The following is a 22612-nucleotide window of genomic DNA, read 5'->3' on the forward strand; positions in this document are numbered from 1 at the left end:
AACTGTTTGTCATAGTGCTTTGCCATAATGAGATCCTCCTTCAGTGCGGTACCTACATTGTACCATGAAATATTAGATTAGGAATTCTCATTTTGACTTGTACTATTTATATTCTAGCACCAGATATGATATTACTGAATATGGAATCCGCTCTTTACATCTGACTCAGGAACTCCTCCAGGGAATCTGCTTTGGCTGCTAGTTTCAACCATCTTGTCAGTGTCTGCAGATTCTTCTCATCTTCGATTCTGCTTCGAAGATCTGCTGGAAGCTGGCATTTATCTTCCAATATATCCAATATATCTTCTATTTTGGCTTCCGCTTTTCCCTCTGCTTTTCCCTCTGCGCGTTCATCTCTCAACATTTCTTCAAAGATCATAAAACGCTCCTCCATTTCACGATTCGATTTTACCCTATAGATGGTATTCTGAAGTTTTCTTACAAAATCATCTTTAAAATCGATTTCACTTTCGTCAAGATCTGCTTTAACAAAGTGCAGGAACTTCACAAGCTCTTCCGGGACTTCTTCTTCATTTTCCCCACGTGTACTCAGAAAAATACTTTTACAGCCTTCCCGAAGCATTACATCTGCATCTTCTGCACAGCGCCATTCAAAAGTATAACGATACCTTTGCTTGCCAAATGGGTCAAAATCACAAATGAAAATAACGTACACATCTGGCAGTTCCGCGTAATCACTGCCACTTAGCAACAACTCCATATCAATTTGTCCATGATAATAACGGGATCGCTTTCCCAGTTCTGACTTCTTTGCGACCTGCATCTCCACGTTATAACGCGTATTTTTCTCATCCTTAGCATAGACATCCAAACGAACCCCTTTATATTCCGGATGATACACGATACTTTTTTCTTTACTGACTTCTACCCGGTCAATTGGAAACCCTAACGCAAGTTCCAGAAAACTCTTACAATTATCTTCTTCCATCATCACTGCGCCGAACATGAAATTGTCCTTGATCGTAAGTTCCTTTAATTGTTTCCTTTGCTTCATAATATTTCCTCCACATATGCAAAGGAATTCTATGAGTTGATTATAGCATATGAAATCAAGTGATACTATATATTAATATAAATCACTATATAATTCTTTCTGATATACACCATCTTCAATCAACTTCTTAAAGCTCTGGACAACCGCTTCTTTATCTTCTTTGTATGTAACACCAAACCACTTGTCTTTTGTCTCCAGTACTTTCACCGAACATTTTCCATCTCTTAACAATCCACCGATATGTGTTGGTAACAGATACTCTGCTTTTAAACTTACAGATTTGACTGCTGGAGGTGAAGATGATTCTATTGTAGAAATATAAGCTTCTTCACGAAGCCGACGTTGCCAATAGAAGAATGACTTGTCGGAAATGCCATGTTCCCTACACCAGGCGATTTTATTCATTCCGCTAGCCAGGCATTCTTTTATGATCTTAGTCCATTGTTCGCAGCGAACTTTATGAGTAATTTTATCTATGAGATAACCCCCTTAAAAAACCTTAGATTTTTTAGAGTAATTATCTCACAAAAACTAGCAAGTGACATGGTATCGGCTATTTACCATTTACGAAGGCGTTCCGAATTGTATGTAATACTAGGTCTTACGATTGTCCAATTTTTCCCTTTTTGTTTTAAAAAATCTTCTTCCTTCGCTTTTTTCAGAGCATATTCTTCTGTCTTAAGATAGTCAGCATCCCTACATACATCCAAAAGTCTCGGAGATTCTTCTGTCAATAAGTTTTTGACTCAACATATACTCTTGCTGTGCTAATAAAAATATATTGTTTTGTGTTTTTCAAAATGATATCCGCGATGCTTGTGAATGCCGACATTTTATAAGTCATAAAATCCGCAACAGCATCATATTCTTTATTTATAAGCAAAGATGCAATAAAATTCTCATCGCATACATCCCCCAGTACGAACTGTACATTTTCGTATTTACTTTGTCTCTTGCTTCTGGATGTTACATATACATCATTATAGGAATTTTGAGCCAAGAGTTCTACTAAGGGACCCCCATTGCACCTGTTCCTCCAAAAATTAAAATCTTCATTTTTTCCTCTCTATTTTTTTTATATATACAAATATATGATTTCTAAAAACAAATAAAAAACTAATAAATCCAATACATATAATAATATAACGAAGCACCAACGTTTCATAAGTTAGAGATACGCCAAAAGAAATTACCGAGGTTATGATTATGGCCCCAAAAAGGAATTTATCATCATAAAGAGAAATTCCCAATTTCTTATGTGTAATGTAACAATGTAGAACTAATAACAGCAAATAGCTGGCGAATGTAGTATAAGCTGCTGCCTGATATCCTATCAGAGGAACAAATATTAAATTAAGCACAATATTTGTTGTTGCTGCAATAACTGTACCCTGAGATGCATATTTTGTCTTTTTTTTATGCAATTCAATATTTATATAGTGTGTATAGATACATTGACAAACTACACCAAGAACCATTGGCATTAAACAAACAATTGCCTCAGAATATTGTTCCCCTCCTAACAGTAGAATCGCCTCTGGACCGATTGAAATGCATGCTAATCCAATATAACAAGTTAATATAACAAGCGACTTGGTATTTTCTCTAATTTCGTTAACATTACCTAAATGGTAATTATCATGGAACCATGGTAACCATGCTTGATTTATCGCATCTGTTATAACAAAAAGTAGTAGCGCATAATTTCTAATTAAGCTATAAAAGGCAACTTGTGTTGGACCATCAAATTTCGAAATCACTATTCTGTCAGATTGAGCCAAGATGTTCATTGACACAGCATGTAGTATCATTGGAACAGAAATATTTAATCCATAACGCCAATACTCAAGATTGATAATAAAGCAATGCTTTTTTATTGTTATAACCCAAAAATAAAGGGACAATAGTATTGATGGAATTGCAATACCAAGCATCCTCATCAACGCTTTATTATCAGGATCTAGTTTTATCAATAGTAAGGATACGAAAACTGTTGAAAGAGTAATATACCAAGCAATCGCAATGTTTTGTTTATACTTATATTTATATCTGTATCCGCTTTGTACAAAACTAATTGTTGGAGCTGAAATTAAATATAACAGTAATACAAATGTCCCCGAAACACTCAATTCAAAGAAACGCGAAAGCGGTGAAATAAAGATTACAATTATAGCAGACAATCCTAGAGATACTATGAATGATAGCGTCTGGATGGAGCCAATATATTCATCTAATTTGTCTGGATAGTCAATTTTAGCCCTGCCAATACTTACTGATAAATTCAGACTATATATTACCAGAAACATCGAATACCAAGACGAAAAAGTCGCTACAGTACCGTAATCGTCAGTCGATAAAATTCTCGTAAAAATCGGCGTTGTTATAACTGAAACCATTTTTACCATTATTGACGAAATCACGTACCATATACCTGCTTGAAAAGCTATATTTCCATTACTTTTAAATTTTGAACTTTTACTTTTCAAATTTCTTTATCTCCTCTATGTAATGTAGCACTTCGAAATTATTTCTTGATAAACCTCTTCATAAATGCTGTACCCTGCTCTCCAAGAAGAGACTTTACAGCCTCTTTCACCAGACCTTTTGAATCAAGTAAAATGTTTCCCATGATATCAAACGCATTGCTGTCATTAACTGTCTCAGTGAAAATTTCAAGTACCATTGGTTTTTCAGTTAATTCTTTCACAGTGAATCTATCAACAATCTTCGAAAATTCTTCTTTACTCGATGCAGACAGATATTCAAACCCTAAATCTTCTGCAAAATGCTTCAACAACGCAGGAGATTGGTTTCCAAAATGACCACCTGCCGCAACATATAAATTTGTTTTTTCAAGTCCTAACCATTTTTGTGTAGTATGGCCATTATGCCTAAATATATTTCCACCATTATTGTTAACAACAATAATTCGCACATTGTTTTGTACATATCTATTTCCCAATACATTCATATCATAAAAGAATGTTAAATCTCCAAAAACGCCAAAGAAAATTCTGTTTTTATCCGCAAGAGAAGCTCCCATAAGCGCAGACACGCATCCATCTATTCCCCGACATCCAGAATTACATCTGGATTTTACACCTTCGGGCAATCTAAACATATTCCATGCACGTATTGTATCACTGACACCTAAATGTATCATTGAGCCATTCGGCAAAACTTGTGAAATCCTCGATGCTACATAAACACTCGAAAAAGGCAAGTCTGGAATATGCTTTTCTAATCTACATATCTCATTTTTATATTGATTTATATAAGAATCAGTTCCTACTCTCCCATCTCTTATCTGTCTCCGAAAGAAAGTTTCTTCTTGCATTTCAAATACTTTAGTTAACTTACCAAAAGTATCCCTTAATTCTCCATCCGGACTAACTCTCCACACTTCTTTTATACCAACAAGGTTTCTTTTTGTTTCGTCATCACCAAATTCTTCACCAATATGTATAAGTAAATCTATGTTCTGAAGCAATTCGGTTTTAGCTTTTTGAATCGCTAGCAACGTACATTGTGCTCTATATTTTCCATAATATTTACTCGTATGATCACAAATAACAATCGCATCATAAGCTTTGCAAAACGCATCTAGCATTTCAGTCTGCATTTTATTCCAATCGCTATGTCCGCCAATTAGAACTGCAATTTTCTTTGCCGTAATACTAGGAATATCTTCTTCGGCAAAATACCTGTCGATTTTTCTCACATAAGGAAGTGTTTTTACAGAAAAATCAAATTTTCCAGCATTCCAAGGCATATTAATATGAACTGGTCCATAATCTTTTCTCTTCAGTTCAAGAATGGCCTCATTGATTCTCAATTCACTTTCCTTCCAATCATTCTCATCCTTAATGACAGGTAAATTTATTTTCTTTTTCATCGTATCAAGCGGAGAAACACGCCTGTCAATAACCTGCGGTTCAAGTTGTCCAATGTATTTGTAGTCATGGAGTCCCGTAACAGCAAGAATGGGTAATTTACGATGAAAAGCCTCCGTCAATCCCGGATAATAATCCCTTGATGCAGTCGCCTCAGTGCATGTGATCACAACAGGTTCATTTGTTTCAGTAGCCAATCCACATGCCATATATGCAGCACTTCTCTCATCAACACAAGAGTACATTTCAAAAAAATCATCGTGCTGCAAACTTACCATTAATTCAAGATTTGTGGTACCCGGAGAAGCAATCACGCGTTTTATTCCATGAGCTTTTAATAAAGCCACTAAAATCTGAACATTCTCGTTCGAAGAATAATAAAAATCCATTGTTTCTCTCTCCTTTACATTTTTCTCATAACAACTTATTCAGTTTTTATACATTTATATTTTTACCAATTTTTTATTGCTAATTTCATCGCTGATTAATTCGAATATCACAATAATGACTGGTAAAAATATGCTTGTCTTTTGCGTTAATACTAAAGACAGTGTCACATCTGAAACAAGCAAATATACCATAATAGCTAATGCATAACTATATCTGGATGCCTGAGCAGCTTTAATAACACATGACGTTACTTTTAACATTCTCCTATACATCCATAGCAAAATACCAATTAACAACAGCCCTCCATTGACTAACGTTCCCAAATATCCTATGTCATCCAAGTAATATATACCTATCTTTGAATGCACTATGGAAGAATAGGGTGAATTAATAGCATCACTAAGGCCTCCCATTCCCCAGAAAACACTTGAAGTAAACTGTTCCCAATAATAAGATACTTCCTGTATTCTTATGACAGTACTGCCGCTTTCGCTGCCTGTTATACTAAAGGATTCTATTAGGTAACTAATCGAATTGTTACTTACCAAAACCAATAGAAGTATTCCAAGAACTCCTACGCTTATTACCTTTTTTTAGAATTATCAGGACCAAATTAATAATGTTACAACCAAACCACAAGCCAACGCAATTAATTGCATTCTTGTTTGCTGGACAAATACTACATCAAATAGTCCGATAAAAAGAACTAAGCAAGGAAGTATTTTTCGCGTAACTTTCTTCGTATACACCATATCAAAATTATATAATATCATCTTATTTGCCATGCTCCCTAATTCAAACGAATTCTGGAATTTCGACTTCTAATAGCTCCTGATAACATATCCTGAAAGCCTAAAATAAGATTTTCATTCATCATATAAGCAATACCCTGAGCGGCAACAATTACAAGCCAAACCAGAAGAATCCAGTTAACTCGCCTTAAAAAACATTCCATTCCTTCCATATCATTAATTGAAATAGCTAACGGTAATGTCCATAAAAGAACTAATATATTGTAGCAACTTAAATATGTAACATTTATTGGCTGATTACTATATTTAATAATTGTAAAAACAAACAATGTAATAAATACAATAATCACATACATATTAAAATTTTTTAGTCTTCTAAAACGGTTGATTTTCCTACTTGTGTAAATGCATCTTAGTAGAACAAATAATAACAACGCTACCGTTCCAGGTACTAATCTTCTATGCAATACATTTTGCAGAGAATCTGGATACTGAAACACATAAAAAAATGCAAATCCAAAATCGCACAAATAAATATAATATTTTTATTCTTTCATGTTTTCCAATTTTCACACCAGTCACCTCATTAAACCTAGTAGACTCATGTGAATTGTCCATACGCTTCAGAAAAATTATTTTCTCAAATACCCATTAGTGAGTTTCTTATAAACTGAAAACAGGGCTAATAGAATATAAAAGAATTGTATTTCTTCTGCTGCGGCGCATGAAAACAATTCAATGATATATCCTATTGTCAACACCTGCATAGTGTCTTTGAACGTAATACCCCTCCCCGATTCAAAAAGGGTATTTATTTTCTCTGAAACATTTTTTATACAACCTAAAACAAAAACAATAAATCCAGAAAGACCTATAATCCCTGATTGATACAAAATATATAACCACTGATTTTCAATAGAACTCTTTATCGCTGTCCAAGAATATATACCGCTTGTTCCAGAATAAGAGTATCGAAAAGGTGTATCATATCCCATACCAAACAATAAATTATCCTTTACCTTTTCATAAACCCAAGACCAGAGAAGTAACCGCTCTCCCACTCCTCCCACGGTATTATTATCTTTGCCTGTAATATTCGCAATAATCGGAGCAAACATATCTTCTACAAAATTAACCAAAGAAAAAACTTCTTTCGAGTAGAATATTGCTCCCATCACAGCTATTATTATTGCCAATAGTAATTTTTTTGATGCCCATGCAATTCCTTTTTTTCTCGCTAAGATTAACTGTGATACAACACCAACAACTATTGCGGCGCGGGACATTGTTAATAACATCGCGGCACCAATTATCCAAAATTGAAATACCCTGCCCACTTTCTTTCTACCAGTATACATTCTATACGCTGCCAAAAGCCAAGCCATATTAAGGAACATTGCATTGTTAATCGAAACAGTAGACAATCCATGACTCCTATAAAAACCATATCTCGGCTCATTCGCTCCGGTTAAAGATACCGATCTTTGAAATAATAAGTCATAAACATTAATTCCTGCGAAAGACTCTATAATACAAAGTAACGCATAAACAGTGAAACATATTACTATAAATCTAATAGTTTTTTCAAAGATCACCATCGAATTCACATTACATTTCACTATAAAAGGCGCTGCGATAAAAAAAGCAATAAAAGCAATTAATAACCCTAACGTACCAGCATAATAATGTATAATATAGCTTAATACTGTTGTAATTGCGTATATACAACAAAATATGTCCAACCTCATTTCAGTTTTCTTTAATGAAGAAAACAGCATTAATATTAAAACAAAAAGATACGGTCGAACACTCGTGCCATTTGTGGGAAGAAATTGAATCAATATCAAAACCATCATTATTAATTCTTTTTTTGAAATCAATAACTTTTTGTAACTCACACACTCCACCTCATCGCAACAGTTTCTCTAATTCTGCTTCCATCTTACAATTCATCATATCCGCATTTTTTATTGATTCAACCGCACATTTGCTTAATCTTTTATAGTCATTGATGTATTGTATGGTTAAATTTATTGCCTGTTCTGTTGACAAGCAACATAAATCAACAATATAGTTATATCCAATACTTTGGAACAATCCAGTAAATTTCCGACTATAGGCACTTGGAATTGTAGCTACCCCACTAGACAAAGCACCGATTGTTGCATGCATTCTTGCACCGATGAATATATCCATCCCAGAAATCAATGTTTTAGCTTCAACAGGAGTATGGCATTGGCTGTGATAAATAGCTCCATCAATGCCACTCAGACAATCAATTGCTTCATTTCCGACATGCGAAATCAAATGTATTTCATATTTGTTTTGTTTTTTAATCCAGTCAATTAATCTCATAAGATATTCATCATAATTTGTTTTCAACTTATTTGAAAAATCACTATCATCGTTTTTCCTCTTACAAAGCAAACCTGACGGATTAATACCAATTTTAATTTTGTTGCTTTTAATATCAGCCTTATTATAAGGAAGTAAAAATGCGAGATCTGTTGTAAGGATAATATCCTTTTCACAGAAAGATTTTACATATTGTAATGATAATTTATCTCGGGTCATCACCAAAAAGGCATGTTCAATAATTTCCTTGGCATACGCTTTTACTTTTTCGTCTTCAAATGGCCCATATGTCTGAGGTCCTAATACAAGTGGAACTCCCAGCTTTTCTATCGCCTTCTTCACTGTTGACCACATATAAAATCTATCTTTCCCATAGATATCAGAAAAGCTATCACCCTGTGTCAAATCTATGGCAAAAGCACACTTCTTTAGTTGTAAAATAGAGCCATATGTTTTTTGTCCCCATTTAATAGTCCGTAAAGTCTTATAAAAATTATTGAATTGCAACACAGGTTCTGGAAAGCATAAAATTCTCTCTATATCTATGTCTAAATTATTAGATATTTCAACAATTTTTTCTTCACTATTCAACGTAACGAAAAAATTATATGTAATCATAACCTTATTTTTTTTCCCTATTTTCTCCATGACACTAAGTAAAGAATATGTTAAGGCCATGCATCCCATGTTAGGATTATCAAGTTCACATCCAAAGAGTGCAATGTTTATAGATCTCACAGTTTATCTCCTTTTTCCAGTCTTTCCAGCAATCAGGTCACAATATGCTTCTAGTACAATTTTTATGGTGAATCTTTTTTGTATTATATACTTTGTATATCTTAACGTGTTATATATTACACTGGTAGTTTTCTGTACCCCTGTCTGATATTTAAAGAAAGCTTTATAATCGTTTCTAATCATATAATACTGAGTATTTTCACTAACCTTTACATTACCTGTTGATGCTCCGACTTTATGATATATCACAGATGAAGGATAATAATACATCTTATAACCATGTTTCATAACTCTTAAGCAATATTCCAAATCTTCGGAATACAGAAAAAAATCTTCATCAAGAAGCCCTACATTTTTTATCACCTCAGAAGATATTAGCATCATACAGCCAGTAACAAACGTAACTTCTTCATTATTCTCATATTGTCCTTTGTCCTTAACCTCATTACCACGCTGAATTACTTTTCCAATACTACGCTTGATAAACCCGCCTGCATACCACAACGTATCCGGATTGTCATAATATAAAATTTTACCTATTGCTAAACCACAATTTGGGTGATCCATATAACTTTGCATGAGTTCATCAAGAAAATTTTCAGTTACGATTGTATCATTATTTAGCAGCAGAACATAATCATATCCATTCTTCATTGCATACTGAATCCCAATGTTATTGCCGGAAGAAAAGCCCAAATTATCGCCTGCTTCTAAATATGTAGCATGTTGCTTCAGATAATCTATTGTATCCGTCTCTGTATTTCTATTTGAAGACGCATTATCCACAACAATAATGTGATAATTATATAATGTCTTAATTTTTAGAATACTTTCCACACACTCTCGTGTGTCCGCAAATCCGTTATAATTTACCAAAATTATAGCTATCTTGTCATTTTTCATACTGCCGTCATCCTATTTCTTCAGCTAATGCATAAACTATACCACTATACTCTTCAAATGCCCGATCAAAATCATACTTTTGAGAAATCATATTTAAAGAATTTCTTGAGATAGCTCTTATATCTATCTCGCCTTTCACAATAGCCCGAATTGCTTTTTCATAATCTTCCGGAGTTTCGCAGTGCAAATAGGATTCTCCATCTACCGCATCAATCCCTTCAATACCCACGTTATTCGTAAGTACTGGTATACCCATTGCCATTGCCTCAAGAACCTTGATTTTTATTCCGGCCCCTAAAACTAAACTTGCAACCAAGCAAATAGATTTTTCAAAATAAGGAGTTACATCATCTATAAAACCTGTTACCACAATTTGATCTGATTCACGTTTTAAAATTTCTTCCTGTGGTTTATTGCCTACAATAACAAATCGCAATCCCAAATCCTGTATTCTTGGCATAACATTATCAATAAACCATAATGCGCTTTTTGAATTCTCATCACGATTCATTGCACCATAAAATAACAGGTCTTTCATTTCCGGAATTCTGTTTACTTTTTGCGGCTTTGAAAAATAGGGGGGCAGAATTCCAATCTTACTATCTTCAAAAGATTCCTTAAGAAGGAGATTTTTATCTTTTTCATTTAAGACAAATATAACATCACACTGTCTGGCCGCTTTCAGTTCATTTTTTTTAATACTCTTAAATCGGATAAAATCATACATCTTCTTAATCGGATTATTGTCTGTTTTATATCTCCGCTCCAAGCCTAAAAAAGTAACATCATGTTCTGTTGCAATGTATTTTGCATCTGGAAAATAATTTTTAATAGTATCGATGTATAAAAGTATCCACGTCCACTCTAAACTAATAACATCCGGCTTATAGCCTGACGCTTTCAGTTTTTTTAAGATTTCTCTTATCTGATCATATATCTCTTTTGTCAACACATTTCCATATTTATAAAACGGATTTACTTTTGAATTCATACTTTTCAAATAAGAAAAATACTTAGCTACTGTATTTTCTGGCGTTGATACTGTATATAGAGTCATATTAGGATTTACCGTATCCAAATATTTTTTTTCGTCTGGAAGGACCTTGGCAATCAGCGTAATCTCATTATTTTTATCTTCTATAAAACGGTTAATGTAATAATTGAATATCTGTCCACCTGCATGTGATACTTTTGCAAAAGGTAGACTCATTGAAATAAATAACAATTTACGCTTCATAGGAACCTCCAGTTAATCTCTTATAACAACCACAAGAAATTTAAATATTTCTAATAATTTCAATAAAACTATATTATGAATGTTTCTATACTCTTTTAAATATATTCTAAATCCACCTAAACTTATGGATGCTTTTCTTATTTTGCTCATTGTTGAAGACACAGTTACCGAATGGTTGTGAATTACCTTCGATTTGCCATAAAGCCAGCATTCATAACCTTGATTTAATAACCTTTCTGCCAGAATATCTTCCTCTCCATACAAAAAAGTTCTTTCATCCATATAATTCACATCCTGAACTGCTTTAGCACTTAACAGCATGCAGCAACCTTGGGGACGATATATTTTCACAATTTGATCAGAATTTAATGTTTTTCGCCGTTTATGAAACTGTACATAACCGAACGATAAATCCCACATCGTTGGTCTTTCAAAAAATTGTAACTCTTCATTACCTAAAGGCTTTATAATTTTAGGAGAAACAGCTCCTATTTTTTTATTACCTTCGCAAAGATTGACCATCTTGTCGATGAACTCATTATCTGTAATAAGAATATCATTATTCATGACAAGTATATACTTTGATTTCAGTTTAATCGCCTGCTTAATTCCTAAGTTATTTCCAGCTGCATAGCCAGAATTTATCGGATTAGCAATAAAAAAATATCCCTTTTCATGAGATTTTTCTTCTAGTATTTGAGCCGATTCATTTGGAGAAGCATTATCAACTACAATTATGTCATAATTCCTATAGCCTATCTTCATCTTAGCCATATCTATTAAATTTAATGTATCCTGATAGGTCAGATAATTTAATATTAGAATTGATACTTTAGGTTCCATTTTTATTCCTCTTTTGATATTTTAATGCCATTCCCAAAATTTTCCTGTCATCTACTAGATATCGCTTTGCCATCCGTTTCGGATCTTGAGTAATTCTAAATAACCATTCCAGCCCGTGGTCAGACATCCAACGCGGCGCACGCTTAATATTCCCAGCCTCAAAGTCAAAACTTGCGCCAAGACCGAGGGAAATAGGAACTTCTAGATCTTTGCAGTGATGGTACATAAACTTTTCCTGCTTTGGGCAGCCCAGGCCAACAATCAGGATATGTGGCTCTGCCTCTTTGATCATTGCCTTAATTTTCTCCATCTCTGCCGGGTTATTTTCAAACCCGAACGGCGGGGAATATGTACCTACCACTTGAAGTCCTTTATATCTTTTCGTAAGATTCTCGGCCGCTTTTGCAGCAACTCCCTCGGCTGCACCGAGAAAAAACATTCTATGCCCTTTCCTTGCTGCCAAATCGCATAGAAGCGGAAACAGATCCGACCCGGATATTTTCTCTTTGATCGGTGTACCATACCATTTTGCTATCCAAAGGAGCGGCTTACCATCTGTCAGAATTAAAGAAGCATTCTTATAGACAGCCTGCAATTCCTTGTTTGTTTCGAGCTGTACAATATGATCTACATTGGGAGTTACCACATAAGCGCTCTTATTTTCTTTTATTAAGCCATCAATAGCCTGCAACGTTTCTTTCATCGTCAGGTTATCAATTTCTGTATTCATAAATTTCATTCTCGCCATTTTGTGCTTTTCCTCCCAAAAGATTATTAACAACGTATTTTTATCAATCCAGCTTCCCCAATCACCATGCATCTCCCGATCCCGGCCGGGATAAACACGGTCTCTCCTTTACTGAACCTTAACGGTTTCAACTCCGCATCCATTGTTTCCACCTGACCATATCCATCCAGGCACATTAGAATCTGAAATGATTCTTCCCTCACAGAAAATGAAAATCCTTTCGTTACCTGAATCCGCTCCGCTTCAAAATATTTGCAGCGGCATAGCAGTTCTCTTGAGCATCCGGCGTAATATTTCACCATCCTCGGCTTCTGCTTTACGTCCGGCGCGACTCCCATATTCATGACCTGGACAGCCTTGTCAAAATGTAATTCGCGTTTCTTACCGTTTTTATCGACTCTGTCATAATCATAAACACGATAAGTCACATTTGAGCTTTCCTGTATCTCTGCAATCAGTATCCCTGCACCTATACCATGTACCGTCCCTGCTGGGACGTAAAATACATCGCCTTTGTGGACTTCCGCTTTCTGCAGGTGCTTGTCTAAAGTTCCGGTCACAACCGCCTCTCTTAATATCTCAGGGGTCACCTTATGCCGGAATCCGTAAATCAGCTCTGCGCCTTCGTCTGCATCAATGACGTACCACATTTCCGTTTTGCCGTTCTGATGCTCATATTTCCTTGCATACTCGTCATCAGGATGCACCTGGACGGACAGATCCTGTTTCGCGTCGATAAATTTAACCAGTACCGGCAGCTTTCCATCTGCAACTTTTGTTCCTATATATTCCGGGTGCTGTTCCAGCACTTCAGCTAAATTCTTCCCCTTGAACTCACCATTGCCTACAACACTTGGCCCATCTGAATGGACGGAACATTCCCAGGTCTCCGCAAGCGGAGTCAGGTCAATTCTCTTCCCATATTCATCCCGAAGTCTTGTGCCGCCCCACAGATAGTCTTTTCCGGCAGGCAGTAATTTCAATATCTCCATCTGCTATACCGCCTGTCATTTCATTGGAAATTTGATTTTGTCTCCGGCGCTGATTTCATCGCCTATCTGCACCTCTATGATGTCCAGAGCAGTAATAGCTTCCACTCTGTGCCTGCAGCCCGCCGCAATAGTGATCACATCGCCAGTGCGCAGCATCTGTTCCATGCCATCCACTACTGCCTTACCCTTACCGGAGACAACCGTCCAGACTTCTTCCCGGTAGTTATGCATATGGTAGGTCATGCTCTCCCCAGCTTTCATGGACACCTTGACAGTCATAGAACCAGGCTGCACATCCATGACCGTATATGTACCCCAGGACTTCTCCGCATACATTGCTTCTGTCTCGATTTTTTCCACATACGGTTTCATGTATCCGCTTCGTTCCTTATCCGAAATCAGGATACCGTCGCCGCTGGCCGCAATGATCATGTCCTTACAGCCCATGCAGAGGATCGGAATGTTCAGTTTATTCACCACGTTGGTGTTTTCACAGGTTTCATCCAGAATGACCTTGCCTTTGGTCTTGTCCGCCATAACCTCGGCCATCATGTTCCAGGTGCCGACATCCTTCCAGTCTCCGCTGTAACGCAGAACCTGAATGCTTGGCTCCTTCTCAACCACTGCGTAATCGAAACTGATTTTTGTCAGCGTATCATATTTATTGAACAGATCACGGTAATCCTCGAATTCAATCATGCTGTGGGCTTTGTTCAGCAGATAGCCCAGCTTAAAAGCGAAGATGCCTGCGTTCCAAAGGGCACTCTGCGCAAGATACTTCTTAGCGGTTTCCGTATCCGGCTTTTCTTTAAACTCCTTGACCTTGCTGACGTTCTCGCCATTCTCCGGGATAATGTAACCATACTTCTCGCTCGGATAGGTTGGCTCAATGCCCATCAGAGTCAAGTTTGCGCCGCCCTGTTCCGCCAGCTCCTGCAACTTCTTAACTGCTTCGTAATAGGTGTTGTCCACATACGGATCGACCGGGCAAACCACAACCGCCTCATCTGCCCCAACCCCCAGTTCATCATGGAGATAAGTCGCGGCCAATGCAATGGCCGGAAAAGTGTCACGGCGACATGGCTCTATACAGATAGAAGCCCTTTCACCCAACTGATTCTTAATGGTGCTTACCTGCGATTTACTGGTCGCAATCGTAATTTTGGCATCTGCGTCTACCGTTGTAATCTGTCGGTAAACTCGCTGCACCATAGACTCATACTCTCCATCATTTTGGAACAGCTTGATAAACTGTTTGCTGCGGACATCATTGGAAAGAGGCCACAGACGCTTGCCTGAACCACCGGAAAGTAAAATAATATTCATACGTCTTATCCTCCTCATTTCAATCCCAGCTTTGCCTGAATCGTATCCTGAATCTCTATCAGTTTCTTTTCTGCCTCAGCCTTATCTGGACCCTTGATGCTGTAATAAATCTTGATCTTTGGCTCTGTGCCGGAAGGGCGAACCGCAATCCATGAACCATCTTCCAGAACATATTTCAGAACATTAGAAGTCGGCAAAGTTCCGAATCCTTCTTCTGCTGCAACTGGAGTGCTGAAATCTGTAACAGATTTCGTCCCCGCAAACGGAGAGCCGGAAGCACGAAGTTCAGTCATCATCGATCCGATCTTCTCAAGACCGTCCTTCCCTTTCAGAGTGAAGCTATCCAGTGCATCACGGTAATAACCGTATTCGGTATAGATTTCATTCATCTCATCCAACAGTCTCTTACCATTTGCTTTTACTTCCGCAGCCATCTCACAGATCAGCAAGCTGGAAACAACCGCATCCTTATCACGGGCATGTGTTCCTGCAAGATAGCCATAAGATTCCTCATAGCCAAACAGGAAATCGTAATCCTGCTCCCTATTGCCTTTGATTTTCGCCTGTTCAAACTGTGTAATCTTCTCACCAATAAACTTGAAACCGGTTAAAGTAGAGAACACTCTAATGCCTTGTTTATGAGCTATGTCTGCACCAAGTTCTGAAGTCACAACAGTCTTTACTACAGCCGGATAGGAGTACATGTTCGCATCCATATGGTTCAGGACAAAATTCATCAGAAGTGCGCCAACCTGATTCCCAGTCATTAACTGATACTCGCCATCCGCCACTTTCACGGCAATTCCTACACGGTCACAATCCGGATCAGTTCCAAGTACTATATCCGCATCTACTCTTTTCGCCTTTGCGATGCCAAGCTCCAATGCCCGGCGGTCTTCTGGGTTTGGAGAAACAACAGTCGGGAAGTTTCCATCAGGAACCACCTGTTCCGCTACAGCTTCAACCTGTGTGAATCCATCCAGACGCAGTGCTTTCTGTACCGGCACATTTCCTGTACCGTGGAGTGGTGTGTAAACGATTTTTAAATCTGCTTTTGCCGCGGTATTCTCATACCGGCTCTGCTTCAAAACTGCATTCACAAAATTGTCTGTCACATCGACCATGCTGATAAGGGAGTCATCACTGGTAAAATCTATAGAACGGTAATCCGTCACAGCATTTACATACTCTATTACCTGTTTCGCCTGCCAGGGAACAAGCTGGCATCCAAACTCGTCATATACTTTGTAACCGTTGTACTCTTTCGGATTGTGGCTTGCAGTTACAACCACACCAGCCAGTGCATTCCAGAATTTCACAGAAAAACTGAGCTGTGGTGTAGGACAAGCATGTGCATGGAGATAAACACGAATCCCCATACCGCTCAGCACATTTGCGGCAGTACGGGAGAAGAATTCACTATTATTACGGGTGTCGTAACCAATTACTACGCCACGCTCTTTGCAAGCATCTGCTCCATAAGTATCAAGGAGATAATTTCCATGTCCTTTTGTGGCTTTACCAACCGTATATTTATTCATGCGGTTCGTTCCCGCACCCATGATTCCCCGCAGACCACCTGTACCAAACTCCAGATTACGGTAAAATCTATCTTCAATTTCTTTTGCATCTTTTTCTGGATCAAGCGCGTTAAGTTCAGTCCGAATTGATGAATCAAAGAACTCATTCGTTTTCCAGAAATTATATGCTTCTAAATAATCCATAATCTACTCCTCTTTTCATCCGGCAAAACACCGGAAAACCTGTATTTTTATAACTCACTGTGGTCATCATTCTCCTAACAACTCCCACAGCAGAAAATCTTCCTTAATAATTCCTGTGTTCATCATTCGCTCTGTGATGTTGGTGTCATTCGCGCTACAATGTTAAGAACATTCGCGCTACTGTGCAACTTTTCTCCCAAACACAGCCTGTGTAGGACTTCATCACATCTATAGATACCCTCGCCGCCCTCACAAAATCCACTGATTTCAAAGTGCAAACCTCGTATCTTCTACAACTCATGTAAAAATCCACTGAATCTGTCATGTAAACCTCATCGACTGCTATACTTTCAAAAACTGAAATTATAGGGTAGACCCCATCTATTGCTACACTCACACGCTAAAATTCAATGTATCACCCAGTCCTCTTCACGCCACTGATTTTATAGGGTAGAGATTTACGCACCTCTCTTCATTCCCATTTTCAGCACTCAACTTTGCATTCATCAATTCATCTTCATCAATCAACATGACAAAATCATCAGACTTTCTAAGATCACACTGCCCCTTTTCCAGCTCCCACAATCTTCACTGTCTGCCAGAGTATCTTGATATCCATACTCAATGTCCATTCTTCGATATATTTCGCATCCAGGGCAACGACTTCTTCAAAGTCCACAATATCGCTTCGGCCACTTACCTGCCACATTCCGGTAATCCCTGGTTTCATTGCGAGGCGCTTCCGGTGTCGGATTCCGTATTGCATATATTCATCCACCGTTGGAGGTCTGGTACCTACAAGGCTCATCTCTCCTTTTAAGACATTCCAGAATTGCGGCAATTCGTCGATACTGCTCTTTCTTAGGAAGTGTCCGATTGGAATAATTCTTGGATCATTATCCATTTTGAACATCAAGCCATGCATCTTATTCTGTGCCATCAGTTCTTTCTTTCTCTCTTCCGCATCCGGGTACATGGTACGGAATTTATAGATTTTAAAGGTTCTTCCATTGCGCCCTACTCTTTCTTGTGAGAAGAAGACAGGTCCGGGCGATTGATGCTTGATAATTGGTCCAAAGATAAGGAATGCAATCCCCGTTATAACAAGTCCTACCAACGCCCCACAGATATCCATAAGTCTTTTCATCATTGTCTGCCACGGGCTGGCGAATTTCATACTGGAAGACAATACTACATATTTCGCAAAGGAATGTACTTTTTTATTCTCCATACTGGATGTAAACTGTGCCAGATTCACATGTACGACGAATCCCATACTTACCAGAAGATTCGCAAGTTTTTCAGCACTTTCTTCATAACCTTTCAGATCTATGAACACTTCATCAATCACATGTTCGCGTACATACTGCACAATCTGATTTTTTCCTGCGACGATTGGTATTTTGTAGATTGTCTGCCCTGTCTTGTCCGCGTTATCGTATAAAACAACTGCTTCAATGCGATAATCACGGTATGGCTGAAGTAATCCTTCCACGACATCTTTTGCTCTTTCATCGGTGGTTACTACCATAATCTTGCGAGAATCTTTGTTTTCACGGATTCGGATACGAAGGATTCTTTTCCAGATTAATCTGGCTGCTGTCATAATGCATACACTGATCGGATACATAGATAGAATTACGATTCGGGAATATTCACGGGACTGCTTGATTGCGAACATCCACACAATAAGGCCTACAACTATCCACATGCAATGAATCATTACCTTTTTCAATTCTACAAGATAGCCTCTCCGTATGATTGACTCGTAGCTATTACTGAAGAATACAACACAGATATTCATGATGATAATCATCACCGTCAGAGTCCTGTAGATTTCCGGAAGGAAGATTCCACCCTCAATATTATTTCGAACCGCATATGCAATTAAAAAACTAATCTCCAAAGACAGGATATCGATCAGCATAAAATCAAGATGTTTTATCCAGCCTTTTACGATCTCCTTGTACATTCATACACCCTCTTATGTATCACTCTTTCTCTAAAACTTCTTCTCTTATATTCCTTTATTTTCCTTCAAGCACCTGCTGCATCTTCTTAGACAATGCCGCATCCACGGCATCGTCTGGCCACATGACATACAATAACTGTGAGCCTGATGAGAAGCATGCCTGATTATCGCCTGTGCCGGTTGCTGCCTGAGACTCTATGGTCCAGTCCGCACCATCTGATAACTGCATGTTAATGAATTTCGCCATCTCATCCTGCGTCATATTGGTTTCCACACTGTCACCAACTGTATCTATGATTTGGCTTGCGTTCATCAGTATCGCCGGAGACATTGCTTTCTTCAGGATAGCGGTTAAGACTGCCTCCTGATTCTTCCCTCTCTGATTATCTCCGTCTTCGAAGCTGTAACGTTCTCTCGAGAATCCAAGAGCTGTCTCTCCATCCATGTGATTGATGCCCTGTTGAATCTGGTATTTTCCATGTGTGGTTGTAAATGTATACTCCGAGTTCACATCTACACCACCAAGAGCATCTACAATCTTGATCAGAGAAGTGAAGTTCACCCTTGCATAATAGCTGATATCAATTCCGTATATATTTTCCAGGGTTGCCATGGACGCATCTACACCATAGATTCCGGCATGTGTCAGCTTATCTCTGGATTCACCAGATATATTCGGAATTGTGACATAATAATCCCTTGGTGTCGTTGTCAGAAGAATTTGTTTTGTATTCGGATTCACTGTCATGATAATGTTGACATCGCTTCGACTATTGGTTGTAATCGGACCGGACACATCAATTCCACTGATATACACATTGAATGGCTCTTCTATATTGGTCTCTTCCTGTTCAATCTCTGTATCGATTCCATACTGATATAAGATTCTTACCTGCTCCGAATAATCTTCAATGGATTCTTCAATAATCCCGGTAAATGCTTCATTATAGATAGCTGCTTCCACCTTACCAGCAAGCAGAGCTTCCGCTTCTTCGACCACCGTGTCATACTCTTGCAGATTAATATCCCTGCCCACCGAAGACTCGATGTCTTTAATCATCAACTGATTATTCTCCTGATCCACGGATGTCTGAGAACCGAAGCGATAATTTTTGGCATCTTTCAGACTCTGTGCTGCATTGTCTTTCTTAACTACCACGACCATATTGTCTGTCTTATAGGTAGCTCCACCAACCGTTTTCATCATGGATGTTGTCTTCATAAGATAGACCGTGCCAATTCCCAGAATCATAATCAAAAGAATACTGATCAATATTCCGATTCCATGTGCTACTTTTGGTTTCAGATATTGCAGGTCGAATGTAATTACGAACAGGACCAAAAGAAGAACAATCAATACGGCAAGATAGATTCCGGGAATCATGCCGCTGTTCCACAGAACCGCGGCAAATATAACGGATACCAGCAGCTGAAGTACTGCAATCAGCTTTCCTGCTATATGATTGTTCTTACTCTTATGCTGTTTTTTCTTATGCTGTTCCATCTTTAGTCATCTCCTCTATTCCACAGTTAATGTTACGATTTGTGGATCTGATGTATTCCCATCGCTGTCACTCACATAATATCGAATCTCATACGTCCCTGGTGCCTGTGTGTTATACTCTCCTTCTGCATGAATATGTTGATATAATATATCTGCACCATCTTTATCATCTACAACGCCCCACACAACACTGATTGGGTCAAATATATCTCCTGCCCGGATCTTCACGCTCTCTGTCACCAATGCCATAGCCGGCCGGCCTCCATCCGGCTGAATGTCCGGAGTTCCTTCTGCCTGCGGAACTCCGTAACCATCTTGAGTAGCTTCTGCGGAAGTCTCCTCTGTTGTATCTTCCATAACTTCTTCTGTTGAAGCAGACTCTCCTATCGTATCCTGTGAACCATCTTCATTCTTATAATACTGAATTGTCCTTCTTGCACTTCCGACGTTATTACTTGTATCAAGCACTCCGTAATAGACAATCGCATGACCATCGTCTATAGGTAATATCTTGTCAATAAATATCTGTTCCGTAATATCTCCATCTTTATTGTCTGTTGCTGTTACACCTTCCAGAAGTATAGATTCATCTTCCCCCTCAGTGAAAGTTATATCCATATCTTCCACCTGAATCACCGGTGCTTCTCCGTCATGCTTTGTTCCTAACATATAACAGATGATCACCAGAATGATGCAGCCTGCAGTAAGTGCAAATACCAGTCCTTTTTGTTTCATTCTTTTTTTCCTCTATTATTTACCGTAATCTCCATAGTAATTTCCATAGTAATTACCGTAGTATTTATTTTGTTTCATATCTACTTTATTTAAGACAACTCCCAGAATTGGACATCCAGTCTTTTCCAGCTGGTCTTTCACACTCTTAGCGAATTTACGGCTGATTGTGTTTGCTGAGATTACCAGAACAGATGCATCGCAACAACGTGCAATGACAGCGCTGTCGATGACGCTTCCGAGTGGCGGCGCATCGATAATAACATAATCATATGCTTTGCGCGCTCCTTCAATCAGCGCTTCCAGACGCCTCGTTCCCAACAGTTCTGCCGGATTCGGGGGAACAATTCCTGCAAAGATAACAAATAAACCTTCCTGCTGTGTCTTCACAATGACATCTGATACTTCTACACGGCCAGAAAGGAAATGGCTCAATCCCTTTATCTCTCCATGTACATGATGGCGTCCGACTAACACAGACTTTCGAAGATCCCCATCTATAAAAAGGACCTTTTTACCACCTTCCGCGAAGGACATTGCAAGAGATAACGACACTGTACTTTTTCCTTCATTCGGAGTACAGCTGGTGAACATGATCACCTTTTTGTCTGACCCGGAAAACTCTATATTCGTACGAAGCGATTTATACGCTTCATTGCTTCGATAATCCTGTTCTATATTTCTTAGAATCACTTCCTGCATCTTTTTTCTCTCCTATCTCTTTCCATTCTTCACAGACTTCTTCTGCGCTGGTCCTTTTACTTTCTTAGGCTTCTGCACTTTTCCCTTGATTGGGATAGAAGTCAGGACATTCAGGCCCAGATACTGTTCCACATCATCTGGATTCTTAATGGTATCATCCCTTAGGAATATGAATATCAGAATCGCCAATGAAAGGAACACTCCCAATGCTCCGCCGAGCACCATGTTCTTTTTTAAACTTGGTGAGGAAGGTTCTTTCGGCAGATTTCCATCTTCAATGGTATCAACAGATTCTGCATGCATGATTTCCTTAATCTCACTGCTTACTGTCTCACGCAGAGTATCCGCAATTTCTTTGGCTTCTTTTGGATTATCACTTTCCACACTAATACTCAGGATTCGGGTATCTGTTGGTGTCTCAACCGTAATATTCTCCGCCAGCTCTTCCGGCTCCATATCCAGATTCAGGACAGCAATGACCTGTTCCAGCACCGGACGACTCTTAACTAATTCTGCATAATCCTTCGTCAACTGTGAGCCCGTCTGCAGATCACTGTAAGTCACCCCTGATGAACTGTCCTGGCGAGACAGTACATACATCTTCGTCACAGAAGTATACATTGGTGTCATTAATAATTTCGTACCTACAAACGCTAATAAAGCCGCCAGTATTCCTGACAGCAGTATAATATGAAGCTTTGACTTCAATACCATAAACAATTCAACCAGATCAATTTCAATTTCATCTTCAGTTATATTCTGATTCACCATATTATTTTGATTCAT

The 22612-nt window shown here is 38.3% G+C and carries 19 protein-coding genes and 2 pseudogenes; all 21 read right to left on the reverse strand.

Annotation, left to right across the window (positions count from 1 at the left end):
• Positions 1-154: 154 nt before the first annotated feature.
• On the reverse strand, positions 155-1015 hold the full coding sequence (locus tag ABE613_RS12450) for an Rpn family recombination-promoting nuclease/putative transposase (protein ID WP_235232141.1): 861 nt from the start codon (positions 1013-1015) through the stop codon (positions 155-157).
• 72 nt (positions 1016-1087) lie between these two features.
• A pseudogene (locus tag ABE613_RS12455) lies at positions 1088-1300 on the reverse strand (nucleotidyltransferase); the annotation flags it as partial.
• 45 nt (positions 1301-1345) lie between these two features.
• A pseudogene (gene tnpA, locus ABE613_RS15210) lies at positions 1346-1492 on the reverse strand (IS66 family insertion sequence element accessory protein TnpA); the annotation flags it as partial.
• A gap of 80 nt (positions 1493-1572) precedes the next feature.
• A complete protein-coding gene (locus ABE613_RS12460; protein ID WP_347376519.1) occupies positions 1573-1749 on the reverse strand; it encodes a hypothetical protein in 177 nt (58 codons plus the stop codon).
• Between the two features lie 318 nt (positions 1750-2067).
• Positions 2068-3501 (reverse strand): lipopolysaccharide biosynthesis protein, encoded by a 1434-nt coding sequence (locus ABE613_RS12465; RefSeq protein ID WP_347376520.1) that lies wholly within the window; start codon positions 3499-3501, stop codon positions 2068-2070.
• A gap of 38 nt (positions 3502-3539) precedes the next feature.
• On the reverse strand, positions 3540-5297 hold the full coding sequence (locus ABE613_RS12470; protein ID WP_347376521.1) for a thiamine pyrophosphate-binding protein: 1758 nt from the start codon (positions 5295-5297) through the stop codon (positions 3540-3542).
• A gap of 54 nt (positions 5298-5351) precedes the next feature.
• The gene (locus tag ABE613_RS12475; RefSeq protein WP_347376522.1) at positions 5352-5558 is read right to left on the reverse strand and encodes a hypothetical protein; all 207 of its coding nucleotides are present in this window, start codon (positions 5556-5558) and stop codon (positions 5352-5354) included.
• A 1124-nt stretch (positions 5559-6682) separates the two neighbouring features.
• Positions 6683-7948, reverse strand: coding sequence for an O-antigen ligase family protein (locus ABE613_RS12480; protein ID WP_347376523.1), 1266 nt, complete (start codon positions 7946-7948; stop codon positions 6683-6685).
• 10 nt (positions 7949-7958) lie between these two features.
• Positions 7959-9143, reverse strand: a complete 1185-nt coding sequence (locus ABE613_RS12485) for a polysaccharide pyruvyl transferase family protein (RefSeq protein ID WP_347376524.1) — start codon at positions 9141-9143, stop codon at positions 7959-7961.
• A gap of 3 nt (positions 9144-9146) precedes the next feature.
• The gene (locus ABE613_RS12490) at positions 9147-10046 is read right to left on the reverse strand and encodes a glycosyltransferase family 2 protein (protein WP_347376525.1); all 900 of its coding nucleotides are present in this window, start codon (positions 10044-10046) and stop codon (positions 9147-9149) included.
• A gap of 7 nt (positions 10047-10053) precedes the next feature.
• Complete coding sequence (locus ABE613_RS12495) at positions 10054-11283, reverse strand: glycosyltransferase (RefSeq protein ID WP_347376526.1); 1230 nt, start codon at positions 11281-11283, stop codon at positions 10054-10056.
• Between the two features lie 12 nt (positions 11284-11295).
• On the reverse strand, positions 11296-12126 hold the full coding sequence (locus ABE613_RS12500) for a glycosyltransferase (protein ID WP_347376527.1): 831 nt from the start codon (positions 12124-12126) through the stop codon (positions 11296-11298).
• The gene (locus ABE613_RS12505; RefSeq protein WP_347376528.1) at positions 12116-12874 is read right to left on the reverse strand and encodes a WecB/TagA/CpsF family glycosyltransferase; all 759 of its coding nucleotides are present in this window, start codon (positions 12872-12874) and stop codon (positions 12116-12118) included. Before ABE613_RS12505 ends, ABE613_RS12500 begins: the two co-directional genes overlap by 11 nt.
• A 26-nt stretch (positions 12875-12900) precedes the next feature.
• Positions 12901-13866, reverse strand: a complete 966-nt coding sequence (locus tag ABE613_RS12510) for a type I phosphomannose isomerase catalytic subunit (RefSeq protein ID WP_347376529.1) — start codon at positions 13864-13866, stop codon at positions 12901-12903.
• 15 nt (positions 13867-13881) lie between these two features.
• Complete coding sequence (locus ABE613_RS12515; protein ID WP_510182359.1) at positions 13882-15210, reverse strand: sugar phosphate nucleotidyltransferase; 1329 nt, start codon at positions 15208-15210, stop codon at positions 13882-13884.
• Complete coding sequence (locus ABE613_RS12520; RefSeq protein WP_347376530.1) at positions 15207-16916, reverse strand: phospho-sugar mutase; 1710 nt, start codon at positions 16914-16916, stop codon at positions 15207-15209. Before ABE613_RS12520 ends, ABE613_RS12515 begins: the two co-directional genes overlap by 4 nt.
• Before the next feature lie 556 nt (positions 16917-17472).
• Positions 17473-18888 carry a sugar transferase gene (locus tag ABE613_RS12525; RefSeq protein ID WP_347376531.1) on the reverse strand — a complete coding sequence of 472 codons (1416 nt, stop codon included), beginning with the start codon at positions 18886-18888 and terminating at the stop codon, positions 17473-17475.
• Between the two features lie 55 nt (positions 18889-18943).
• The gene (locus ABE613_RS12530; RefSeq protein ID WP_347376532.1) at positions 18944-20392 is read right to left on the reverse strand and encodes an LCP family protein; all 1449 of its coding nucleotides are present in this window, start codon (positions 20390-20392) and stop codon (positions 18944-18946) included.
• A gap of 15 nt (positions 20393-20407) precedes the next feature.
• Positions 20408-21127, reverse strand: coding sequence for an immunoglobulin-like domain-containing protein (locus tag ABE613_RS12535; protein WP_347376533.1), 720 nt, complete (start codon positions 21125-21127; stop codon positions 20408-20410).
• A 15-nt stretch (positions 21128-21142) separates the two neighbouring features.
• Complete coding sequence (locus ABE613_RS12540; protein ID WP_347376534.1) at positions 21143-21826, reverse strand: polysaccharide biosynthesis tyrosine autokinase; 684 nt, start codon at positions 21824-21826, stop codon at positions 21143-21145.
• A 12-nt stretch (positions 21827-21838) separates the two neighbouring features.
• Positions 21839-22612: a YveK family protein gene (locus ABE613_RS12545; RefSeq protein WP_347376535.1), complete on the reverse strand. Its 774-nt coding sequence runs from the start codon at positions 22610-22612 to the stop codon at positions 21839-21841.

The sequence above is a fragment of the Dorea chungnamensis genome (assembly GCF_039832125.1).
Lineage (GTDB): Bacteria > Bacillota > Clostridia > Lachnospirales > Lachnospiraceae > JAFBIX01.